This window comes from Ottowia sp., from assembly GCF_047601385.1.
In the GTDB taxonomy this organism is placed as follows: domain Bacteria; phylum Pseudomonadota; class Gammaproteobacteria; order Burkholderiales; family Burkholderiaceae_C; genus Ottowia.
In genome coordinates, this window is record NZ_JASGJP010000001.1 from 1,734,084 (window position 1) to 1,750,587 (window position 16,504).

General features: G+C 69.5%; 21 protein-coding genes. 8 read left to right on the forward strand and 13 right to left on the reverse strand.

The features are described from left to right. Window positions 1-9 precede the first annotated feature (9 nt). Window positions 10-456, reverse strand: a complete 447-nt coding sequence (locus QM772_RS08380) for a YybH family protein (RefSeq protein WP_415135411.1) — start codon at window positions 454-456, stop codon at window positions 10-12. 27 nt (window positions 457-483) lie between these two features. Further along, window positions 484-1,269, reverse strand: coding sequence for a hypothetical protein (locus tag QM772_RS08385; RefSeq protein WP_415135413.1), 786 nt, complete (start codon window positions 1,267-1,269; stop codon window positions 484-486). Between the two features lie 53 nt (window positions 1,270-1,322). On the opposite strand from QM772_RS08385, the gene QM772_RS08390 reads away from it, so the two are divergent. The 3 genes from QM772_RS08390 to QM772_RS08400 all read left to right on the forward strand — a co-directional run bounded on the left by QM772_RS08390 (window position 1,323) and on the right by QM772_RS08400 (window position 3,606). Beyond that, window positions 1,323-1,934 carry a LemA family protein gene (locus QM772_RS08390; protein WP_415135415.1) on the forward strand — a complete coding sequence of 204 codons (612 nt, stop codon included), beginning with the start codon at window positions 1,323-1,325 and terminating at the stop codon, window positions 1,932-1,934. Window positions 1,935-1,954: 20 nt separating this feature from the next. Next, entirely contained in the window at window positions 1,955-2,887 is a 933-nt protein-coding gene (locus QM772_RS08395; protein WP_415135417.1) for a TPM domain-containing protein, read from the forward strand. Between the two features lie 182 nt (window positions 2,888-3,069). Continuing rightward, window positions 3,070-3,606 carry a TPM domain-containing protein gene (locus tag QM772_RS08400; protein ID WP_415135419.1) on the forward strand — a complete coding sequence of 179 codons (537 nt, stop codon included), beginning with the start codon at window positions 3,070-3,072 and terminating at the stop codon, window positions 3,604-3,606. 9 nt (window positions 3,607-3,615) lie between these two features. Here QM772_RS08400 and QM772_RS08405 read toward each other — a convergent pair whose 3' ends face one another. The 10 genes from QM772_RS08405 to QM772_RS08450 all read right to left on the reverse strand — a co-directional run bounded on the left by QM772_RS08405 (window position 3,616) and on the right by QM772_RS08450 (window position 11,592). Continuing rightward, complete coding sequence (locus QM772_RS08405) at window positions 3,616-4,230, reverse strand: Crp/Fnr family transcriptional regulator (RefSeq protein WP_415135421.1); 615 nt, start codon at window positions 4,228-4,230, stop codon at window positions 3,616-3,618. Window positions 4,231-4,361: 131 nt separating this feature from the next. After that, window positions 4,362-4,781, reverse strand: a complete 420-nt coding sequence (locus QM772_RS08410) for a F0F1 ATP synthase subunit epsilon (protein WP_415135423.1) — start codon at window positions 4,779-4,781, stop codon at window positions 4,362-4,364. A 35-nt stretch (window positions 4,782-4,816) separates the two neighbouring features. Then, complete coding sequence (atpD, locus tag QM772_RS08415; RefSeq protein ID WP_415135426.1) at window positions 4,817-6,223, reverse strand: F0F1 ATP synthase subunit beta; 1,407 nt, start codon at window positions 6,221-6,223, stop codon at window positions 4,817-4,819. A gap of 41 nt (window positions 6,224-6,264) precedes the next feature. Continuing rightward, entirely contained in the window at window positions 6,265-7,149 is an 885-nt protein-coding gene (atpG, locus tag QM772_RS08420) for a F0F1 ATP synthase subunit gamma (RefSeq protein WP_415135428.1), read from the reverse strand. A gap of 23 nt (window positions 7,150-7,172) precedes the next feature. Further along, window positions 7,173-8,732, reverse strand: a complete 1,560-nt coding sequence (gene atpA, locus QM772_RS08425; RefSeq protein ID WP_415135430.1) for a F0F1 ATP synthase subunit alpha — start codon at window positions 8,730-8,732, stop codon at window positions 7,173-7,175. 56 nt (window positions 8,733-8,788) lie between these two features. Beyond that, entirely contained in the window at window positions 8,789-9,319 is a 531-nt protein-coding gene (locus tag QM772_RS08430; protein ID WP_415135432.1) for a F0F1 ATP synthase subunit delta, read from the reverse strand. A gap of 19 nt (window positions 9,320-9,338) precedes the next feature. Further along, on the reverse strand, window positions 9,339-9,809 hold the full coding sequence (locus tag QM772_RS08435) for a F0F1 ATP synthase subunit B (RefSeq protein ID WP_415135434.1): 471 nt from the start codon (window positions 9,807-9,809) through the stop codon (window positions 9,339-9,341). Between the two features lie 98 nt (window positions 9,810-9,907). Continuing rightward, window positions 9,908-10,171, reverse strand: a complete 264-nt coding sequence (gene atpE / locus QM772_RS08440) for a F0F1 ATP synthase subunit C (RefSeq protein ID WP_019657641.1) — start codon at window positions 10,169-10,171, stop codon at window positions 9,908-9,910. Window positions 10,172-10,220: 49 nt separating this feature from the next. Then, on the reverse strand, window positions 10,221-11,090 hold the full coding sequence (gene atpB / locus QM772_RS08445; protein WP_415135437.1) for a F0F1 ATP synthase subunit A: 870 nt from the start codon (window positions 11,088-11,090) through the stop codon (window positions 10,221-10,223). Continuing rightward, window positions 11,080-11,592, reverse strand: a complete 513-nt coding sequence (locus tag QM772_RS08450) for an ATP synthase subunit I (protein ID WP_415135439.1) — start codon at window positions 11,590-11,592, stop codon at window positions 11,080-11,082. Before QM772_RS08450 ends, atpB begins: the two co-directional genes overlap by 11 nt. A gap of 167 nt (window positions 11,593-11,759) precedes the next feature. On the opposite strand from QM772_RS08450, the gene QM772_RS08455 reads away from it, so the two are divergent. Continuing rightward, window positions 11,760-12,683 carry an aminotransferase class IV gene (locus tag QM772_RS08455; RefSeq protein ID WP_415135440.1) on the forward strand — a complete coding sequence of 308 codons (924 nt, stop codon included), beginning with the start codon at window positions 11,760-11,762 and terminating at the stop codon, window positions 12,681-12,683. After that, entirely contained in the window at window positions 12,680-12,979 is a 300-nt protein-coding gene (locus QM772_RS08460) for a YbeD family protein (protein ID WP_415135442.1), read from the forward strand. The genes QM772_RS08455 and QM772_RS08460 overlap by 4 nt, the downstream gene beginning before the upstream one ends. A 138-nt stretch (window positions 12,980-13,117) precedes the next feature. On the opposite strand, the gene QM772_RS08465 is transcribed toward QM772_RS08460, so the two are convergent. After that, the gene (locus QM772_RS08465; protein ID WP_415135444.1) at window positions 13,118-13,897 is read right to left on the reverse strand and encodes a hypothetical protein; all 780 of its coding nucleotides are present in this window, start codon (window positions 13,895-13,897) and stop codon (window positions 13,118-13,120) included. A 153-nt stretch (window positions 13,898-14,050) separates the two neighbouring features. Here QM772_RS08465 and lipB point away from each other — a divergent pair, with 153 nt between their 5' ends. From lipB to QM772_RS08480, 3 genes are read left to right on the forward strand one after another with little or no spacing between them, the layout of a single operon-like run. Then, window positions 14,051-14,749, forward strand: coding sequence for a lipoyl(octanoyl) transferase LipB (gene lipB, locus QM772_RS08470; RefSeq protein ID WP_415135446.1), 699 nt, complete (start codon window positions 14,051-14,053; stop codon window positions 14,747-14,749). Window positions 14,750-14,762: 13 nt separating this feature from the next. Next, window positions 14,763-15,791 carry a lipoyl synthase gene (lipA, locus tag QM772_RS08475; RefSeq protein ID WP_415135448.1) on the forward strand — a complete coding sequence of 343 codons (1,029 nt, stop codon included), beginning with the start codon at window positions 14,763-14,765 and terminating at the stop codon, window positions 15,789-15,791. Beyond that, a complete protein-coding gene (locus tag QM772_RS08480) occupies window positions 15,788-16,441 on the forward strand; it encodes a shikimate kinase (protein WP_415135450.1) in 654 nt (217 codons plus the stop codon). Before lipA ends, QM772_RS08480 begins: the two co-directional genes overlap by 4 nt. Window positions 16,442-16,504 lie beyond the last annotated feature (63 nt).

Sequence of the window (16,504 nt, forward strand, 5' to 3'; positions counted from 1 at the left end):
GGGCCATTTTCAATGCAGCAATTGCCCGGGCTGCGTGACCTCGGCCACCTCGGCGCGGCCGGGGCTGGCGTGGTGCGCGGCCAGGCGCCAGCCCTGCGCCGTCTTCAGGTACACGTTGGTGGCCACCACCCAGGCGCGCTGCGTGCCCTCGGCGGTGACCAGTTCGATGCGCTCCAGCACGTTGTGCACGGCCGCGCCCAGGGCGTCGAGGCGGCGCAGGCGCTCGGGGTAGGCGCGGATGCTGCCGGCGGCGAACATGGCCTCGAACGCCTGCCGGATGGCCGCCGCGCCCACCAGCCGCGGGCCGCCGGGGTGCACGCAGACGATGTCGTCCTCGTCGGCCCAGCAGGCCATGAGCTGGTCGATGTCGCCAGCTTGCAGCGCTTCGTAGAACGCGGCTTCGACGTCGTCGGCGGAGCCGGCGGACTGGGCGGCGCGGTAGCGGGGCTTGGGCATGGCGGCTGGGCCTGGAGGAAGCGGCGCCTATTGTGCCGCGCGCGGCAGGCCGCCGAAGTGCGCGCGCAGCACCGGCGCGGGCTGGTCCCGCGCGGCGGCGTGCAGCAGCGCCGGCCCCAGCACGTGCGCGCCGGGCGGCGCCAGCGCGAGCGCGGCCTCGGCCACCCGCGCGAGCTGCGCGGCGCGCAGCGGCCGCTCGGTGGCGGGCACCATGTGGCGCAGGGTGCCCAGCATCCAGGCCGCCAGGCGCGGCAGCGGCGCCAGGCCGGCGGCCCGCGCAGGATCGCGCGCGGCGCGCAGCAGCAGCAGGCGCTGGAAGCCCAGGGCGGCGACGGCGGCCTCGTCCAGATCGGCCAGGCCGCGCTGCAGCGCCTGCGGCAGGCGGCCGCTCTGGTGCGGCGTCAGCACCAGCAGGTCGCGCACGCCGGCGCGGCGCAGCCAGGCGGCCAGCGTGGGCAGGCGGGCGGGCTCGGGCGTCCAGAAGGCACGCTCGCGCTGGTGGAGGGCGCGCGGCGGCTCGAACATGACCACGGCCACGTCGGCGCTGGTTTGGGGCCAGGGCGCGTCATCGCCCGCCGGGCCGTGCTGCAAGGCCGCCGGCACCGTCAGCGGCGTGACGCCGCGCAGCGCCACCTGCATGGGCTCGCGCAGCAGCACCTGCGCCTGCGCATAGCGCCCGCTGCCGATCAGCCGGCGCGCCACCTCGGCCCCCAGCACGCCGCCGGCCCCGGCAATGAGCAGGCGCGGCCGCGCCGGCGCCGCGGCCGGCGGGCGCGCGGCCCGCATCAGCGCTTGGCCTACGGACTGGGGCATGGGCCTATGATAAGTTCGCGCATCCGTTGCGCATCCCTGAGAGAGGACTTCCCATGAAATGGCTTCTGAAAATGGCCGCCCTGCTGGCCGCCGCGCTGGCGCTGACCGGCTGCGGCTACAACGACTTCCAGCGCCTGGACGAGGCCACCAAGTCGGCCTGGAGCGAAGTGGTCAACCAGTACCAGCGGCGCGCCGACCTGATCGACAACCTGGTCAACACCGTCAAGGGCGAGGCCAGCTTCGAGCAAGGCACGCTCACGCAGGTGATCGAGGCGCGCGCCAAGGCCACCAGCATCCAGGTGACGCCCGAGACGCTGAACAACCCCGAGGCGTTCAAACAGTTCCAGGCCGCGCAGGGCGAGCTCGGCAGCGCGCTGAGCCGCCTGATGGTGACGGTGGAGCGCTACCCCGACCTGAAGGCCAACAAAGCCTTCTCCGAGCTGCGCGTGGCGCTGGAAGGCACCGAGAACCGCATCGCCGTGGCGCGCAACCGCTACATCGAGGCGGTGCAGCAGTACAACGTGCTGGCGCGCAGCTTCCCGACCAACCTGACGGGCATGGTGTTCGGCTACAAGCCGAAGGAGAACTTCAGCGTCGCCAACGAGGCGGCGATCAGCACCGCGCCCAAGGTGGACTTCGGCCCCGCGCCGGCCGCGTCCCGGTGATTCGCAATTACATATAAAAAGTGCCTCTAGCGCCCGTCCTGCAAGCGCTGGCAGCTATCTTTATAATAGCTCTGTCGGCCTTCGGCGTGCACGCCCAGGGCGTGCAGCCGGTACCGGCGCTGACCGCGCGCGTGATCGACGCCACCGGCACGCTGGACGCCGCGCAGACCGCCGCGCTGGAGGCCAAGCTGGCCGCGCTGGAGCAGGACAAGGGCGCGCAGGTGGTGGTGCTGATGGTGCCCACCACCGCGCCCGAGGACATCGCCGCCTACGCCAACCGCGTGGGCAACGCCTGGAAAATCGGCCGCCGCGACGTCGGCGACGGCCTGATCCTGCTGGTGGCGCTGAAAGACCGGCGCGTGCGCATCGAGGTGGCCAAGACGCTGGAGGGCGCGGTGCCCGACATCGCCGCGCACCGCATCATCGACGAGGCGCTGATGCCCTTCTTCCGCCGCGGCGACTTCGCCGGCGGGCTGGACGCGGCGGTGGACCAGATCGCCGCGCGCATCCGCGGCGAGGCGCTGCCGCCGGTGAGCCCCGAGCCCGCGCAGCGCGGCGGCGGCCAACTCGGGTTCGACCTGTTCGAGCTGGCGATCCTGTTCTTCGTCGCGGTGCCCATCCTCAACGGCATCGCGCGCGGCATCTTCGGCCGCAAGCTGGGCGCGCTGGCCACCGGCGCCGGCGTCGGCGCGCTGGCCTTCGTCATCACCACCAGCGTGCTGCTGGCGGTGGCGGCCGGCTTCATCGCCCTGGTCTACGCGCTGATCAGCGGGGTGGCGGCGGCGCTGCCCACCTCGCGTTCGCGCGGCGGCGGCTGGGGTGGGCCGATGTTTCCGCCGTCCTCCGGCGGTGGCTGGGGCGGCGGCGGTGGTTTCGGCGGCGGGGGCGGGGGCGGCTTCAGCTCCGGCGGCGGCGGCAACTTCGGCGGCGGCGGCGCCAGCGGGAGCTGGTGAAATGAAGCCAACCCCGTTGCTCCACTCACTGTGCGATGTTGCGGCACCGCCCCTCCAGGGGGCACCGCGGGCGGGCGGGCCAAGCCCTTCCGCAGCGGTTGCTGGCATGACTTGCTCCGCGGCCTTTGGGCTCTTGGGGTTCCGTTCGCTGCGGGCAGCGCGCGGCGCCATGGATGACTGAAATGTTCCAGACCCTGGCCCGCCTGCTGCGCCACCGCTGGCTCGACGCCGCCGACGCGCGCCGCGCCGTCCCGCCCGCGCTGGCCGAGCGGCTGCGCCGCCGCGTTGCCGCCAGCGAGCAGCGCCACACCGGCGAGGTGCGCATCTGCGTCGAAGGCGGGCTGCCCGCCAGCTACCTGTGGCGCCACGTGCGCGACCGCGTGCCGATGCCGCAGGTCGTGCGCGAGCGCGCGCTGATGATGTTCTCCAAGCTGCGCGTGTGGGACACCGAGCACAACAACGGCGTGCTGATCTACGTCCTGCTGGCCGAGCACGCGATCGAGCTGGTGGCCGACCGCGGCATCGACCGGCTGGTCGGCCCCGCCGGCTGGCAGGCCATGGCCCTGCACCTGGGCCGCGCCATTGCCGGCGGCCGGGTGGAGGACGGGCTGACGCAGGCGCTGGAGGAAGTCTCGGCGGCGCTGGTGGCGCATTTCCCGCAAGCCGCCGGGAACGCGGCGCCGGTCAACGAACTGCCGGACGAGCCGGTGCTGCGCTGAGCGGCGCCGTCAAGCCGCAGTCTTGCCGCGCGACGCAACGGCCCCGGCCTTCAGCTCGGCGATCTCGTTCAGCAGCCGCCGATTGATGGCGTGGGCGGCGTCCAGCTCCTGCTGCAATGCCTTGCCGACCTGGGCGAAGGTCAGCAGCTTGCGGTTGGTTTCGCGCAGATGGTCGGCGATGCGCTTGGACATGGCCATCAGCAGGCGCGCAGCCACCGCCGGGTGGGCCTCCATCAGGCGCGTCATGGCCTCGCGCGTGAGCACGGCCAGCGCCAGATCGGTAGCGGCGGTGCAGGTGGCCGAGCGGGCGCCCCCGTCGATGATGCCCATGTCGCCGATCAGGCTGCCGGGGCCGAGCACCGACACCACCATGCTGTCGTGCGCGGCGGCGACCGTGCTCTCGACCGTGACCTCGCCGTCAAGCACCAAGGCCATGAAGTCGCTGTGGCGCGCCTCGCCCTCGCGGATGATCACCTCGCCCACGCTGGCCAGGCGTGGGTGCATGTAACCCACCACCTCGCGCGCATCCGCCGCGCTGAGTTCGACCAGCGCGCCTCCCGTGATCAGCAGGGCGGCCGCCTTGGCCTGGACGCTCTCGGCCGCCCGTTGTCTGCTTGCGAACATGGGGCCGATTCTAGGAACCCCGGGCAGCGGCCGATAGCGGATTTATTGTCAAAAACCGGTGCTCTCGCCGACGCCCCCAAAAAACAAAGCCCGCCAGGGCGGGCTTTGCATGCGGCGCGGTCGCGCTGCCGTCAGCGTTTCTGGCGGTACTTGCGCAGCGCGGCGATCTGGGCCGCCAGCACGGCCAGCTCGGACGTGGCGCGGGCCATGTCGATCTCGCTCTTGGCGTTCTTGAGGGCTTCCTCGGCGTCGCGCCGGGCGGCGTTGGCCTTCTCCTCGTCCAGATCCTTGCCGCGGATGGCGGTGTCGGACAGCACGGTGACGCGGGTGGGCTGCACTTCGAGGATGCCGCCGGCCACGAAGATGAACTCCTCGCCGCCGCCGGCCGTCTCGACGCGCACCGAGCCGGGCTTGATGCGGGTGATGAGTGGCGTGTGGCGCGGGTAGATGCCCAGCTCGCCCGCCTCGCCGGGCAGGGCGACGAACGTGGCCTCGCCGGAGTAGATGGACTCCTCCGCGCTGACCACGTCGACGTGAATGGTGTTTGCCATGGCTCAAGGCCTCCTTTGCTTGGGGCGGGCCTCTATCAGCCGACCTTCTTGGCCTTCTCCATCGCTTCGTCGATGGTGCCGACCATGTAGAACGCCTGCTCCGGCAGGTGGTCGCACTCGCCGTTCACGATCATCTTGAAGCCGTGGATGGTGTCCTTCAGCGACACGTACTTGCCGGGCGAGCCGGTGAACACCTCGGCCACGTGGAACGGCTGGCTCAGGAAACGCTGGATCTTGCGCGCGCGCGCCACGGCCAGCTTGTCCTCGGGGCTGAGTTCGTCCATGCCCAGAATGGCGATGATGTCGCGCAGCTCCTTGTAGCGCTGCAGCGTGCCCTGCACGGCGCGGGCGACGTTGTAGTGCTCCTCGCCCACCACGTGCGGGTCGAGCTGGCGGCTGGTGGAGTCCAGCGGGTCCACGGCGGGGTAGATGCCCAGCGCGGCAATGTCGCGCGAGAGCACCACGGTGGAGTCCAGGTGGGCGAAGGTGGTGGCGGGAGACGGGTCGGTCAAGTCATCGGCCGGCACGTACACGGCCTGGATGGAAGTGATCGAGCCCACCTTGGTGGAGGTGATGCGCTCTTGCAGGCGACCCATTTCCTCGGCCAGCGTCGGCTGGTAGCCCACGGCGGAAGGCATGCGGCCCAGCAGGGCGGACACCTCGGTGCCGGCCAGCGTGTAGCGGTAGATGTTGTCCACGAAGAACAGCACGTCGCGGCCCTCGTCGCGAAACGATTCGGCGATGGTCAGGCCCGTCAGCGCCACGCGCAGGCGGTTGCCCGGGGGCTCGTTCATCTGGCCGTACACCATGGACACCTTGGACTCGCTCAGCTTCTCCAGGTTGACGACGCCCGATTCGGCCATCTCGTGGTAGAAGTCGTTGCCCTCACGGGTGCGCTCGCCCACGCCGGCAAACACCGACAGGCCCGAGTGCGCCTTGGCGATGTTGTTGATCAACTCCATCATGTTCACGGTCTTGCCCACGCCGGCGCCGCCGAACAGGCCCACCTTGCCGCCCTTGGCGAAGGGGCAGATCAGGTCGATCACCTTGATGCCGGTTTCCAGCAGCTCCTGCGACGGGCTCAGCTCGTCGTAGGTGGGCGCCTTGCGGTGGATGGAGGCGGTCTGGGTCAGATCGACCGGGCCACGCTCGTCGATGGGGTTGCCCAGCACGTCCATGATGCGGCCCAAGGTGGCGGGGCCCACAGGTACGGTGATCGGGCGGTCGGTGTTGTGCACCATCATGCCGCGGCGCAGGCCGTCGGAGGAGCCCAGCGCGATGGTGCGCACCACGCCATCGCCGAGCTGCTGCTGCACTTCCAGCGTCAGCGCCGAGCCCTCCATCTTGAGGGCGTCGTACACCTTGGGCATGCGGTCGCGCGGGAACTCGACGTCGACCACGGCGCCGATGCACTGAACGATTTTTCCTTGAACTTGAGCCATGTCTTGCTCCAACTAAATTGATTCTGTTCTGGGTGATGGCGTTAGCCGCTGATGGCGGCCGCACCGGACACGATCTCGGACAACTCTTTCGTGATGGCGGCTTGACGGGTCTTGTTGTAGACCAGCTTCAGCTCGTTGATCACATTGCCCGCGTTGTCCGTCGCCGCCTTCATGGCCACCATGCGCGCGGAATGTTCCGACGCCATGTTTTCAGCCACGGCCTGGTACACCAACCCTTCGACGTAGCGCACCAGTAGTTCGTCGATGACGGTCTGGGCATCGGGCTCGTAGATGTAATCCCAGCCATGCTGAGTGCCGCTCTGGCGTGTCTCTTCCTGCATGCGCTCCGCCGACAGAGGCAGCAGCTGCTCGACCACCGCCTCTTGCTTCATCGTGTTGATGAAGCGCGTGTACGACAGATAGACGGCGCTCAACTCGCCCTTCGCGTACTGGTCAAGCAGTGTCTTGACGGGGCCAATCAGCTTGTCGAGGTGCGGCGTGTCGCCCAGCTGAGTAACTTGAGACACCACCTTGGCACCGATGCGGGTGAGAAAACCCAGACCCTTGTTGCCGATGGCCACCGTGTCGATGCCGACGCCGGCGCCCTGCATCTCGCGCAGCTTGCCGGTGACGGCGCGCAGCACGTTGGTGTTCATGCCGCCGCACATGCCCTTGTCGGTGGTCACCACGATGAAGCCGGCGCGCTTGGCGTCGTTGGCCTTCATGAAGGGGTGCACGTACTCGGGGTTGGCCTGGCCGAGGTTGGTGGCGATGTTGCGCACCTTCTCGGCGTAGGGGCGGGCGGCGCGCATGCGGTCCTGCGCCTTGCGCATCTTCGACACCGACACCATCTCCATGGCCTTGGTGATCTTCTTGGTGTTCTCCACCGTTTTGATCTTGCCGCGAATTTCCTTGCCGACTGCCATTGGTTCAGCTCCAGTAGGAGGATTTAGGCAAAGCTCTTCTTGAAGGCTTCGATCGCGGAGGTCAGCTCGGCCTCAGCTTCCTTGTCCTTGTCGAGCGCCTTGCCGCCTTCCATGCGCTGCAGCAGCGCGGCGTGCTTGTCCTTCAGGTAGCCGTGCAGGCCGGACTCGAAGGGCAGCACCTGCTTGACCTCCAGATCGTCCATGTAGCCCTTGTTCACCGCGAACAGCGAGGCGCCCATCAGGCTGATGGGCAGCGGGCTGTACTGCGCCTGTTTCAGCAGTTCGGTCACGCGCGCGCCGCGGTCGAGCTGCTTGCGCGTGGCCTCGTCCAGGTCGGAGGCGAACTGCGCGAAGGCGGCCAGCTCACGGTACTGCGCCAGGTCGGTACGGATGCCGCCGGACAGCTTCTTGATCAGGTCGGTCTGGGCCGCGCTGCCCACGCGCGACACCGAGATACCCGCGTTGATGGCGGGGCGGATGCCGGCGTTGAACAGGTTGGTTTCCAGGAAGATCTGGCCGTCGGTGATCGAGATCACGTTGGTCGGCACGAAGGCGGACACGTCGCCGGCCTGCGTTTCGATGATGGGCAGCGCGGTCAGCGAACCGGTCTTGCCCTTGACCTCGCCCTTGGTGAATGCCTCGACGTAGTCGGCGTTCACGCGCGCGGCGCGCTCCAGCAGGCGGCTGTGCAGATAGAACACGTCGCCAGGGTAGGCTTCGCGGCCCGGCGGGCGGCGCAGCAGCAGCGAGACCTGGCGGTAGGCGACGGCCTGCTTGGACAGGTCGTCGTAGATGATCAGGGCATCCTGGCCGCGGTCGCGGAAGTACTCGCCCATCGTGCAGCCGGAATAGGCGGCCACGTACTGCATGGCGGCGGACTCGGAGGCCGAGGCGGCGACGACGATGGTGTAGTCCATCGCGCCGGCCTGCTCCAGGGCGCGCACCACGTTCTTGATCGACGACGCCTTCTGGCCGATGGCGACGTAGACGCAGGTCATGTTCTGACCCTTCTGGTTGATGATCGCGTCGATCGCCACCGCGGTCTTGCCGGTCTGGCGGTCGCCGATGATCAGCTCGCGCTGGCCGCGGCCGATCGGCACCATGGAGTCGATCGACTTCAGGCCGGTCTGCACCGGCTGGCTGACGGACTGGCGGGCGATCACGCCGGGGGCGACCTTCTCGATCACGTCGGTCATCTTGGCGTTGATCGGACCCTTGCCGTCGATGGGCTGGCCCAGGGCGTTGACCACGCGGCCGATCAGCTCGGGGCCGACGGGCACTTCCAGGATGCGGCCCGTGCACTTGACGGTGTCGCCCTCGGAGATGTGTTCGTACTCGCCCAGAATCACGGCGCCGACGGAGTCGCGCTCGAGGTTCAGCGCCAGGCCGAAGGTGGGCTGGCCGCCGGGAGTGGGCGGGAACTCCAGCATTTCGCCCTGCATCGCGTCGGACAGGCCGTGGATGCGAACGATGCCGTCGGTCACCGACACCACGGTGCCCTGGTTGCGCACGTCGGCGCTGACGCCGAGGCCCTCGATGCGGCTTTTGATCAGTTCAGAAATTTCGGTGGGATTGAGCTGCATGACTCTTTCCTTTAAGTCCTAGTAAATATCGAGGGCTCTCGTGCCAACGCGATGCGTCAGGCGGTGAGGGCCGATTTCATTTGTTGCAGGCGGGCCTTGACGGAGGTGTCGAGCACCTCGTCGCCCACCACCACGCGCACGCCGCCGATCAGCTCGGGATCGACCTGCACCTGGGTTTCCAGTTGACGCCCGAAGCGCTTTTCCAGCACCGCCTTCAGGTCCGCCAGTTCGCCCGGCGCGATCGGAAAGGCGCTGTAGATCCGCGCGTCCGAGCGCCCGTTCTGCGCATTGGCCAGATCGCGGAACTGCCGGGCCACCTCGGGCAGCGCCGCCAGCCGGTCGTTCTCGATGACGGCGCGCAGGAAGTTGGCGCCGCGCTCGGGCAGCGGCTGCGGCAGTACCGAGGTCAACAACCGGAAGACGTTGGCGGCGCCGACCTTGGGGTTGGCCGCGAACTGCAGCAGCTGCGGGGTGTCCGCGGCGGCCGCGATCGCGTCGAGCCAGCCCTGGGTGGCCGGCAGGTCGCCTCGGCAGGTCTCGAACAAAGCCTCTGCGTACGGCCTGGCGATGGTGGCAAGTTCGGCCATCTCGTGTGTCCTCGGGCGATCAGAGCTCGGTCTTCAGGCGGCCGAGCAGGTCCGCGTGCACGGCAGGATTGACCTCCTTGCGCAGAATCTGCTCGGCGCCGCGCACGGCCAGCTTGGCGACGTCGTCGCGCAGCGCCTCGCGGGCCTGCACCATCTGCTGGTCGGCCTCGGCGCGGGCGGCGGCGATGATCTTGGCGCCTTCCTCGCTGGCACGGGCCTTGGCTTCCTCGATGATGGCCTGGGCGCGGCGCTCGGCGTCGGCCAGGCGCTGGGCGTTCTCGCTGCGCGTGGCGGCCAGTTCCTGCTCGACGCGCTGATTGGCGGCGGACAGTTCGCTCTTGGCCTTGTCGGCGGCGGCCAGGCCGTCGGCGACCTTCTGGGCGCGCTCGTCCAGCGCCTTGGCGATCGGCGGCCACACATATTTCATCGTGAACGCCACCAGGAGCAGGAACACGATGATCTGGATGATTAGGGTACCGGTGATGCTCACGGTTGATCCTTCATGCGGCGGCGCTGGGCCGGAAACTCGTTCGCGGGGCGCCCCACGCCATCAGCGCGCGGCTGCCCCGCCCCAACACGGCCCGGGGCTTACTTGGGCAGGTTGGCGATCTGGCTCAGGAACGGGTTGGCGGTGGCGAACCACAGCGCGATACCGGTGCCGATGATGAAGGCGGCGTCGATCAGGCCGGCCAGCAGGAACATCTTGGTCTGCAACTCGCCCATCAGCTCGGGCTGGCGCGCGGCCGATTCGAGGTATTTGCTGCCCATGATGCCGATGCCGATACAGGCGCCGACGGCACCCAGACCGATGATCAGGCCGGCGGCCAGGGCGACAAAGCTGATAACTTCCATGAGATGACTCCTAAGGGACGTGGTGGGTTAACGGAAAAGAAAAGCGAAATCAGTGCGCATCGTGTGCCTGGCCGATGTAGATCAGCGTCAGCATCATGAAGATGAAGGCCTGCAGGGTGATGATCAGGATGTGGAACACCGCCCAGGCCCAGCCCGCGACGATGTGCAGGATGGCCAGCCCGATGCCGGTGCCCGTCAGCGTGAAGGCGCCGCCCAGCAACGCGATCAGCAGGAAGATCAGCTCGCCCGCGTACATGTTGCCGAACAGCCGCATGCCGTGCGACACGGTCTTGGCGATGAATTCGACGATCTGCATCGCGAAGTTGAAGGGATACAGCGCCCAGTGGTTGCCGAACGGCGCGGTGAACAGCTCGTGCACCCAGCCGCCGGCTCCCTTGATCTTGATGTTGTAGTACAGGCAGATCAGCAGCACCGCCACCGACAGGCCCAGGCTGACCGACAAATCGGCTGTGGGCACGACGCGCATGTAGGCGTGGTGCGGGTCGCCGCCGGTGGCGCCGTAGATGCGCTCCCAGATCCAGGGCAACAGATCGACCGGCAGCAGGTCCATGGCGTTCATCAGGAAGATCCAGACGAACACCGTCAGCGCCAGCGGCGCGACGAACTTGCGGCTGGTGGCGTTGTGCACGATGCCCTTGGCCTGGTTGTCCACCATCTCGACCAGGATCTCGACCGCGGCCTGAAAACGGCCCGGCACGCCCGACGTGGCCTTGCGCGCGGCCAGCCACAGCAGCCAGCAGGTCACGATGCCGAGCACGATGACATAGAACAGCGAATCCAGATTGAACACCGACAGATCGAACACGCCCTTGGGGGTGTGGTTCTGCAGGTGCGTCAGGTGGTGGACGATGTACTCACCGGCGGTGGGGCCGTGCCCCGCAGCGTTCTCAGCAGCCATTGGTCTTCACTCTCTGCGCCTGTCCTTGCCTGGACTTCATCGACTGGGCCAGCAGCAGGCCGACCCAGTACACCTTGATCGTCAGCGCCAGACCGATCAGCAACGCTGGCCAGTTCGGCGCTCCCAGAATCTTCGGGGCCGCCATCAGCATCCCCACGGCCAAGATCACCTTGACCGCCTCCCACAACAAAAAGCCTGCCAGCGCCGCCCCCGGGGGGAACCCGGGCGCCGCCCAGCGGGCCGTGCCTTTTGCAGCCAGCGCGGCCGGGACCACCCCGACCAGCGCACCGTACGCTGCCGACCAGGCCACTTCCGCCTTGCCCGTCAGCACCCACGCCACAGCCACCACCACGATGCCGGTGACCACCTGCATGGCCAGCGCGCGCGACACCGGCATCTGCGGGTGGCGCGCGCGCCACTGGCGCGCCTGGTCCGCCGTGAGCGGGGTGGAAGCCTCCTCGTTGGCCGCAGTGTCCTGCCAGCCGGGGGATTGCCTGGGCATGGGCCGCAGCGTCCTGGGTGTGATTTTTGTCATGCCATTCGACGCCACGGTTGCGCTGCCGCAACCTGCTGCAAAAACCGCGCGATTATACGTAGGAACCAGCCTACGCCGGCGAACGGGGGTGACAATTGCGCTCGCGCTCCCTTCCACCCCTTTTCCAGCCCACCATGCCCCCCTACCGCACCGACCACCTGCCCCCCCTGCCCTGCTACCTGAACGGCGAGATCGGCACGCTCGACACCGTGCGCATCTCGCCGCTGGACCGCGGCTTCATCTTCGGCGACGGCGTCTATGAAGGCATCGCCGTCTATGGCCGGCCGGGCCAGGCGCCGCAGCCGTTCCGCTTCGATCAGCACATGGCGCGGCTGGCGCGCGGCCTGGCGGAGACGCGCATCGACAACCCGCACACGCCGGCCGAGTGGCGCCAGATCGCGCTGGACCTGATCGCCGCCTACGCCCGGTCGCCCGCGGCCCAGCAGCCGCTGCCGCAGGACTGGTTCTTCTACTTCCAGGTCACGCGCGGCGTGGCGCTGCGCGACCACCCGATGCTGCCGGGCCTGGCGCCCACCGTGTTCGCCACCTGCCTGCCGATGAAGCCACCCACGGCCGAGCAGCGCGCGCACGGCGTGGCCTGCGTCACGGCCGACGACTTCCGCTGGCAGAAGGCGCACATCAAGTCGATCAGCCTGCTGGGCGCGGTGTTCGCGCGCCAGATCAGCTTCGAGCAGGGCGCGCTGGAGACGGTGATGTTCCGCGACGGCTTCCTCAGCGAGGCCGCCGCCAGCAACGTGTGGGTGGTGAAGGGCGGCGTGGTCAGCGGCCCGCCCAAGGACAACCTGGTGCTGGAGGGCATCCGCTACGGCGCCATCGAGGCGCTGTGCCGTGAGCAGGGCATCGGCTTCGAGCTGCGACGCATCCCGCGCGCCGAGGTGCTGGCGGCCGACGAGCTGCTGCTGTCCTCCGCCACCAAGGAGGTGCTGCCCATCACCACGCTGGACGGCCGCCCCGTCGGCAGCGGCCAGCCCGGGCCGGTGTACCGCGCGCTGTACGACGGCTATCAGCGCGCCAAGGGCGCGCTGTTCCAGCCATGAGCGGCGCGCCCACCCCACCCGCCGGCGGCGCCACGCCGCGCGAGGAGCTGCTGCGGTTCCCGGTCGATTTCCCCATCAAGGTGGTCGGCGTGAACGAGGACGGCTTCGTGCACGCCATCACCCACATCGCGCGGCAGTTCGACCCGCACTTCGACGCCGCCAAGATCGAGCTGCGCGAGAGCGGCGGCGGCAAGTACCTGGGCGTGACCATCACCGTGCGCGCCACCAGCCGCGAGCAGCTCGACGAGCTGTACCGCGCCCTCAGCACGCACCCGATGGCGCGCTGGGTGCTGTAGGCACACCAGCGGATGTTTCAAGCCAAATCGGCCTCCAGCGCTTGCTGGGCAAGCGCGAGCAGCTATATTTATTGAAGCACTCCGTCATCCCCGCGCAGGCGGTGAAACCGTGCCCCGCGCCCGGCACGGCAGGCCCGCTCAGCGCCGGTAGCGGTCCACCCACGCGATGCGCAGCGTGTCGCGCTGGCGCAGCCAGCCTTCCGGCAGCACCACGCGCAGCGTGCCCTCGCGCTGCCACACCACGAAGCCGTCGGGCGGCGGGCCGGGCAGATCGTCGCCGCTCTGGTGCGCCCAGGGGCTGACCTGCACGCGCAGGCCCTCCAGCCCCTCGAACGGCCGCGCCTCGGCGTACTGGAACTGCACCTCCACCTCGCGCGGCCAGACCCCGCGCACCGGCCGCAGCTCGGCCGCGCCGATGCCGCCGCTGGACGTCACCACCAGCCGCAGGCCGCCGCGCTCGCCGGCAGGCACCACCTCTACGCCGTCCTCGTCCGCGCGGTTGGCCAGCGGGCGCAGCCAGCGCACGGTGTAGCCGTTGCTCTCGGCGACGGCGGGGCGCTGCGGAGCGCTGGCGGCCGAGGCTGGCGCGGAGACTGCCAGCGCCGCCTGCGAGGCCGCGGACGATGCGGGCCGTGCCGGGCGCACCGGCGCGCCGGCACTGCTGGCGGGCTCGGCGGGCACGGGGGCCGCCGGCGCCTCGTGCGCCGCACCGGCGGCGGCCAGCAGCGGCGCCCGGCCACGCAGGCCCTCGGCGCCGTCGTCCGGCGGCGGGGCGCCGTTCACGCAGGCCAGCAGCGATGCCGCCAGCGCAGCGCCCAGCAGGCCGCGCCCGGCGGCGCCGCCCGGCGGCACCGCCGGGTTGCAAGCCTTATCGGCCTCCAGCGCCCGCCCATCAAGCGCGAGCAGCTCTTTTTTCAATAGCTTTCTCCCATCGCTGCGTCGGCCGCCGCATGCGCGCCGCCGGCAAAGCAAAAATCTTAAATAAACTGCCAGGCAGCTGCCCACCAAACCCCATCATTCCATGCCCACGCACCCAGACAGCAGGCACCCAGGTTCCGGCCAGGCTCCGGCATGAGCCTGGACGTGCACCTGCTCGGCCGCGTGGACTACGCGCCCACCTTCGAGAAAATGAAGGAAATCACCGCCCAGTGCCCGCCGGACGGGCGCGAGCAGCTATGGATTTGCGAGCATCCGCCGGTCTTCACCCTCGGCCTGGCGGGCCGCGCCGAGCACGTGCTGGCGCCGGGCAGCATCCCCGTGGTGCCCACCGACCGGGGCGGCCAGGTCACCTACCACGGCCCCGGGCAGGTGGTGGCCTACCCGCTGATCGACCTGAAGCGCCGCGGCATCTTCGTCAAGGAATACGTGTTCCGGCTGGAAGAGGCGGCCATCCGCACGCTGGCGCACTTCGGCGTCACCGGCCACCGGGTGGCGGGCGCGCCGGGCATCTACGTGCGGCTGGCCGACCCCTTCAGCCACGCCGCCCTGCCCCAGCGCCCCCGGCAGCGCGCGCCCGGCGCCCCGGCGCCCGCGCCCGACTTCACCGGCCTGGGCAAGATCGCCGCGCTGGGCATCAAGGTCAGCGGCCACCGCACCTACCACGGCCTGGCGCTGAACGTGGCGATGGACCTGGCGCCCTTCTCGCGCATCAACCCCTGCGGCTACGCGGGGCTGCAAACGGTCGATCTTTCTACAATCGGCGTTCCGGCCACCTGGGACGACGCGGCGCACGAACTGGCCGCGCAGCTCTCCCGCCTGCTGGCCCTCTGAAAGAACGATGCCCATGAGCAGCCCCCTCGGCCCCCTCGCCACCGCCGGCCCCGACGCGCCCGTCGTGCGCGACGCCCAGCCCGCGCACGCCTACGACGCCACCGCCAAGCAGAAGGCCGGCGCCAAGCTGGCGCGCATCCCGGTCAAGGTGCAGCACGACGGCCCGGCGCTGAAGAAGCCCGACTGGATCCGCGTCAAGGCCGGCAGCGCCAGCACGCGCTTCTACGAGATCAAGGACATCCTGCGCAAGAACAAGCTGGTGACGGTGTGCGAGGAGGCCAGCTGCCCCAACATCGGCGAATGCTTCGGCCACGGCACGGCCACCTTCATGATCATGGGCGACAAGTGCACGCGCCGCTGCCCGTTCTGCGACGTCGGCCACGGCCGGCCCGACCCGCTGGACCCGAACGAGCCGGTGAACCTGGCCAACACCATCGCCCAGCTCAAGCTGAAGTACGTCGTCATCACCAGCGTGGACCGCGACGACCTGCGCGACGGCGGCAGCCAGCACTTTGTCGATTGCATCCGCGAGACGCGCGCGCGCTCGCCGCAGACGCAGATCGAGATCCTCACGCCCGACTTCCGCGGCCGCGACGACCGTGCACTCGGCATCCTGCGCGCCGCGCCGCCCGACGTGATGAACCACAACCTGGAGACCGTGCCGCGCCTGTACAAGGAGGCGCGCCCCGGCAGCGACTACCAGTTCAGCCTGAACCTGCTGAAGAAGTTCAAGGCCATGCACCCCGGCGTGCCCACCAAGAGCGGCCTGATGGTGGGCCTGGGCGAGACCGACGAGGAAATCCTGGAGGTGATGCGCGACATGCGCGCGCACGGCGTGGACATGCTCACCATCGGCCAGTACCTGGCGCCCTCCACCGCGCACCTCCCGGTGCGCCGCTACGTGCATCCCGACACCTTCAGGATGTTCGAGCGCGAGGCCACCGCCATGGGCTTCACCCACGCCGCCGTCGGCGCGATGGTGCGCAGCAGCTACCACGCTGACAAGCAGGCGCAGGCGGCGGGGGTGGCGGCCGGCGCGTGACGGCCGCTGCCTGCGAGCCGGACGAATACGCGCCGGCTGGCGCTGGCATGCGCCCCGGCAGCCAGCTCGCGCACCTCGTCGGGCCGGGCGGCGCGGGCAAAACTACCGTCGGCGCGCTGCTGGCCGGCCGGCTGGGCTGGGACTTCATCGACCTGGACCAGGCGTTCCTGGCGCAGCACGGCCACATCGCCACCTTCATCGACACCCAGGGCTACGAGGCCTACGCGCGGCACAACGTGGCGCTGTACGCGCGCATCCGGCGTGCGCTGCGCAGGCCAGGCGTGGCGGCCCTGTCGTCCGGCTTCATGACCTACCCGGCGGCGATCGGCGGCGGCTACGCCGAACACCGGGCGGCCATCGAGGCGGCGGCGCACACCGTGCTGCTGCTGCCCAGCCTGGACGTGGAGCGCTGCGTGGACGTGCTGGTGGCACGGCAGCTGTCGCGCCCCTACCTGGACGGCGACCGCGGCCAGCACGAACGCCGCGTGCGCGAGCGTATGCCGGCTTTCCTGGCCCTGCGCTGCGCGCGCCATGTCGGCACCGAGGCGCCACAATGCATCGCGACCGCAGCCAAGGCGCGGACGACGGCGACAAAGTCTTCCGTGACCGGACACAGATTCCTGGTTAAAAGTCGCTCCAGCGCTTTCTGAGCAAGTGCTGGCCGCTATATAAAAATGAGTTCTCCGGCGGCGATCGACCCATCCGCCCACTTC

Bases quoted from the DNA above. Each gene is read 5' to 3' on its own strand.
- QM772_RS08380 (WP_415135411.1), bottom strand. From the start codon at position 456: ATGCCCAAGCCCCGCTACCGCGCCGCCCAGTCCGCCGGCTCCGCCGAC.
- QM772_RS08385 (WP_415135413.1), bottom strand. From the start codon at position 1,269: ATGCCCCAGTCCGTAGGCCAAGCGCTGATGCGGGCCGCGCGCCCGCCG.
- QM772_RS08390 (WP_415135415.1), top strand. From the start codon at position 1,323: ATGAAATGGCTTCTGAAAATGGCCGCCCTGCTGGCCGCCGCGCTGGCG.
- QM772_RS08400 (WP_415135419.1), top strand. From the start codon at position 3,070: ATGTTCCAGACCCTGGCCCGCCTGCTGCGCCACCGCTGGCTCGACGCC.
- QM772_RS08405 (WP_415135421.1), bottom strand. From the start codon at position 4,230: ATGTTCGCAAGCAGACAACGGGCGGCCGAGAGCGTCCAGGCCAAGGCG.
- QM772_RS08410 (WP_415135423.1), bottom strand. From the start codon at position 4,781: ATGGCAAACACCATTCACGTCGACGTGGTCAGCGCGGAGGAGTCCATC.
- atpD (WP_415135426.1), bottom strand. From the start codon at position 6,223: ATGGCTCAAGTTCAAGGAAAAATCGTTCAGTGCATCGGCGCCGTGGTC.
- atpG (WP_415135428.1), bottom strand. From the start codon at position 7,149: ATGGCAGTCGGCAAGGAAATTCGCGGCAAGATCAAAACGGTGGAGAAC.
- atpA (WP_415135430.1), bottom strand. From the start codon at position 8,732: ATGCAGCTCAATCCCACCGAAATTTCTGAACTGATCAAAAGCCGCATC.
- QM772_RS08430 (WP_415135432.1), bottom strand. From the start codon at position 9,319: ATGGCCGAACTTGCCACCATCGCCAGGCCGTACGCAGAGGCTTTGTTC.
- atpE (WP_019657641.1), bottom strand. From the start codon at position 10,171: ATGGAAGTTATCAGCTTTGTCGCCCTGGCCGCCGGCCTGATCATCGGT.
- atpB (WP_415135437.1), bottom strand. From the start codon at position 11,090: ATGGCTGCTGAGAACGCTGCGGGGCACGGCCCCACCGCCGGTGAGTAC.
- QM772_RS08450 (WP_415135439.1), bottom strand. From the start codon at position 11,592: ATGCCCAGGCAATCCCCCGGCTGGCAGGACACTGCGGCCAACGAGGAG.
- QM772_RS08455 (WP_415135440.1), top strand. From the start codon at position 11,760: ATGCCCCCCTACCGCACCGACCACCTGCCCCCCCTGCCCTGCTACCTG.
- QM772_RS08460 (WP_415135442.1), top strand. From the start codon at position 12,680: ATGAGCGGCGCGCCCACCCCACCCGCCGGCGGCGCCACGCCGCGCGAG.
- lipB (WP_415135446.1), top strand. From the start codon at position 14,051: ATGAGCCTGGACGTGCACCTGCTCGGCCGCGTGGACTACGCGCCCACC.
- lipA (WP_415135448.1), top strand. From the start codon at position 14,763: ATGAGCAGCCCCCTCGGCCCCCTCGCCACCGCCGGCCCCGACGCGCCC.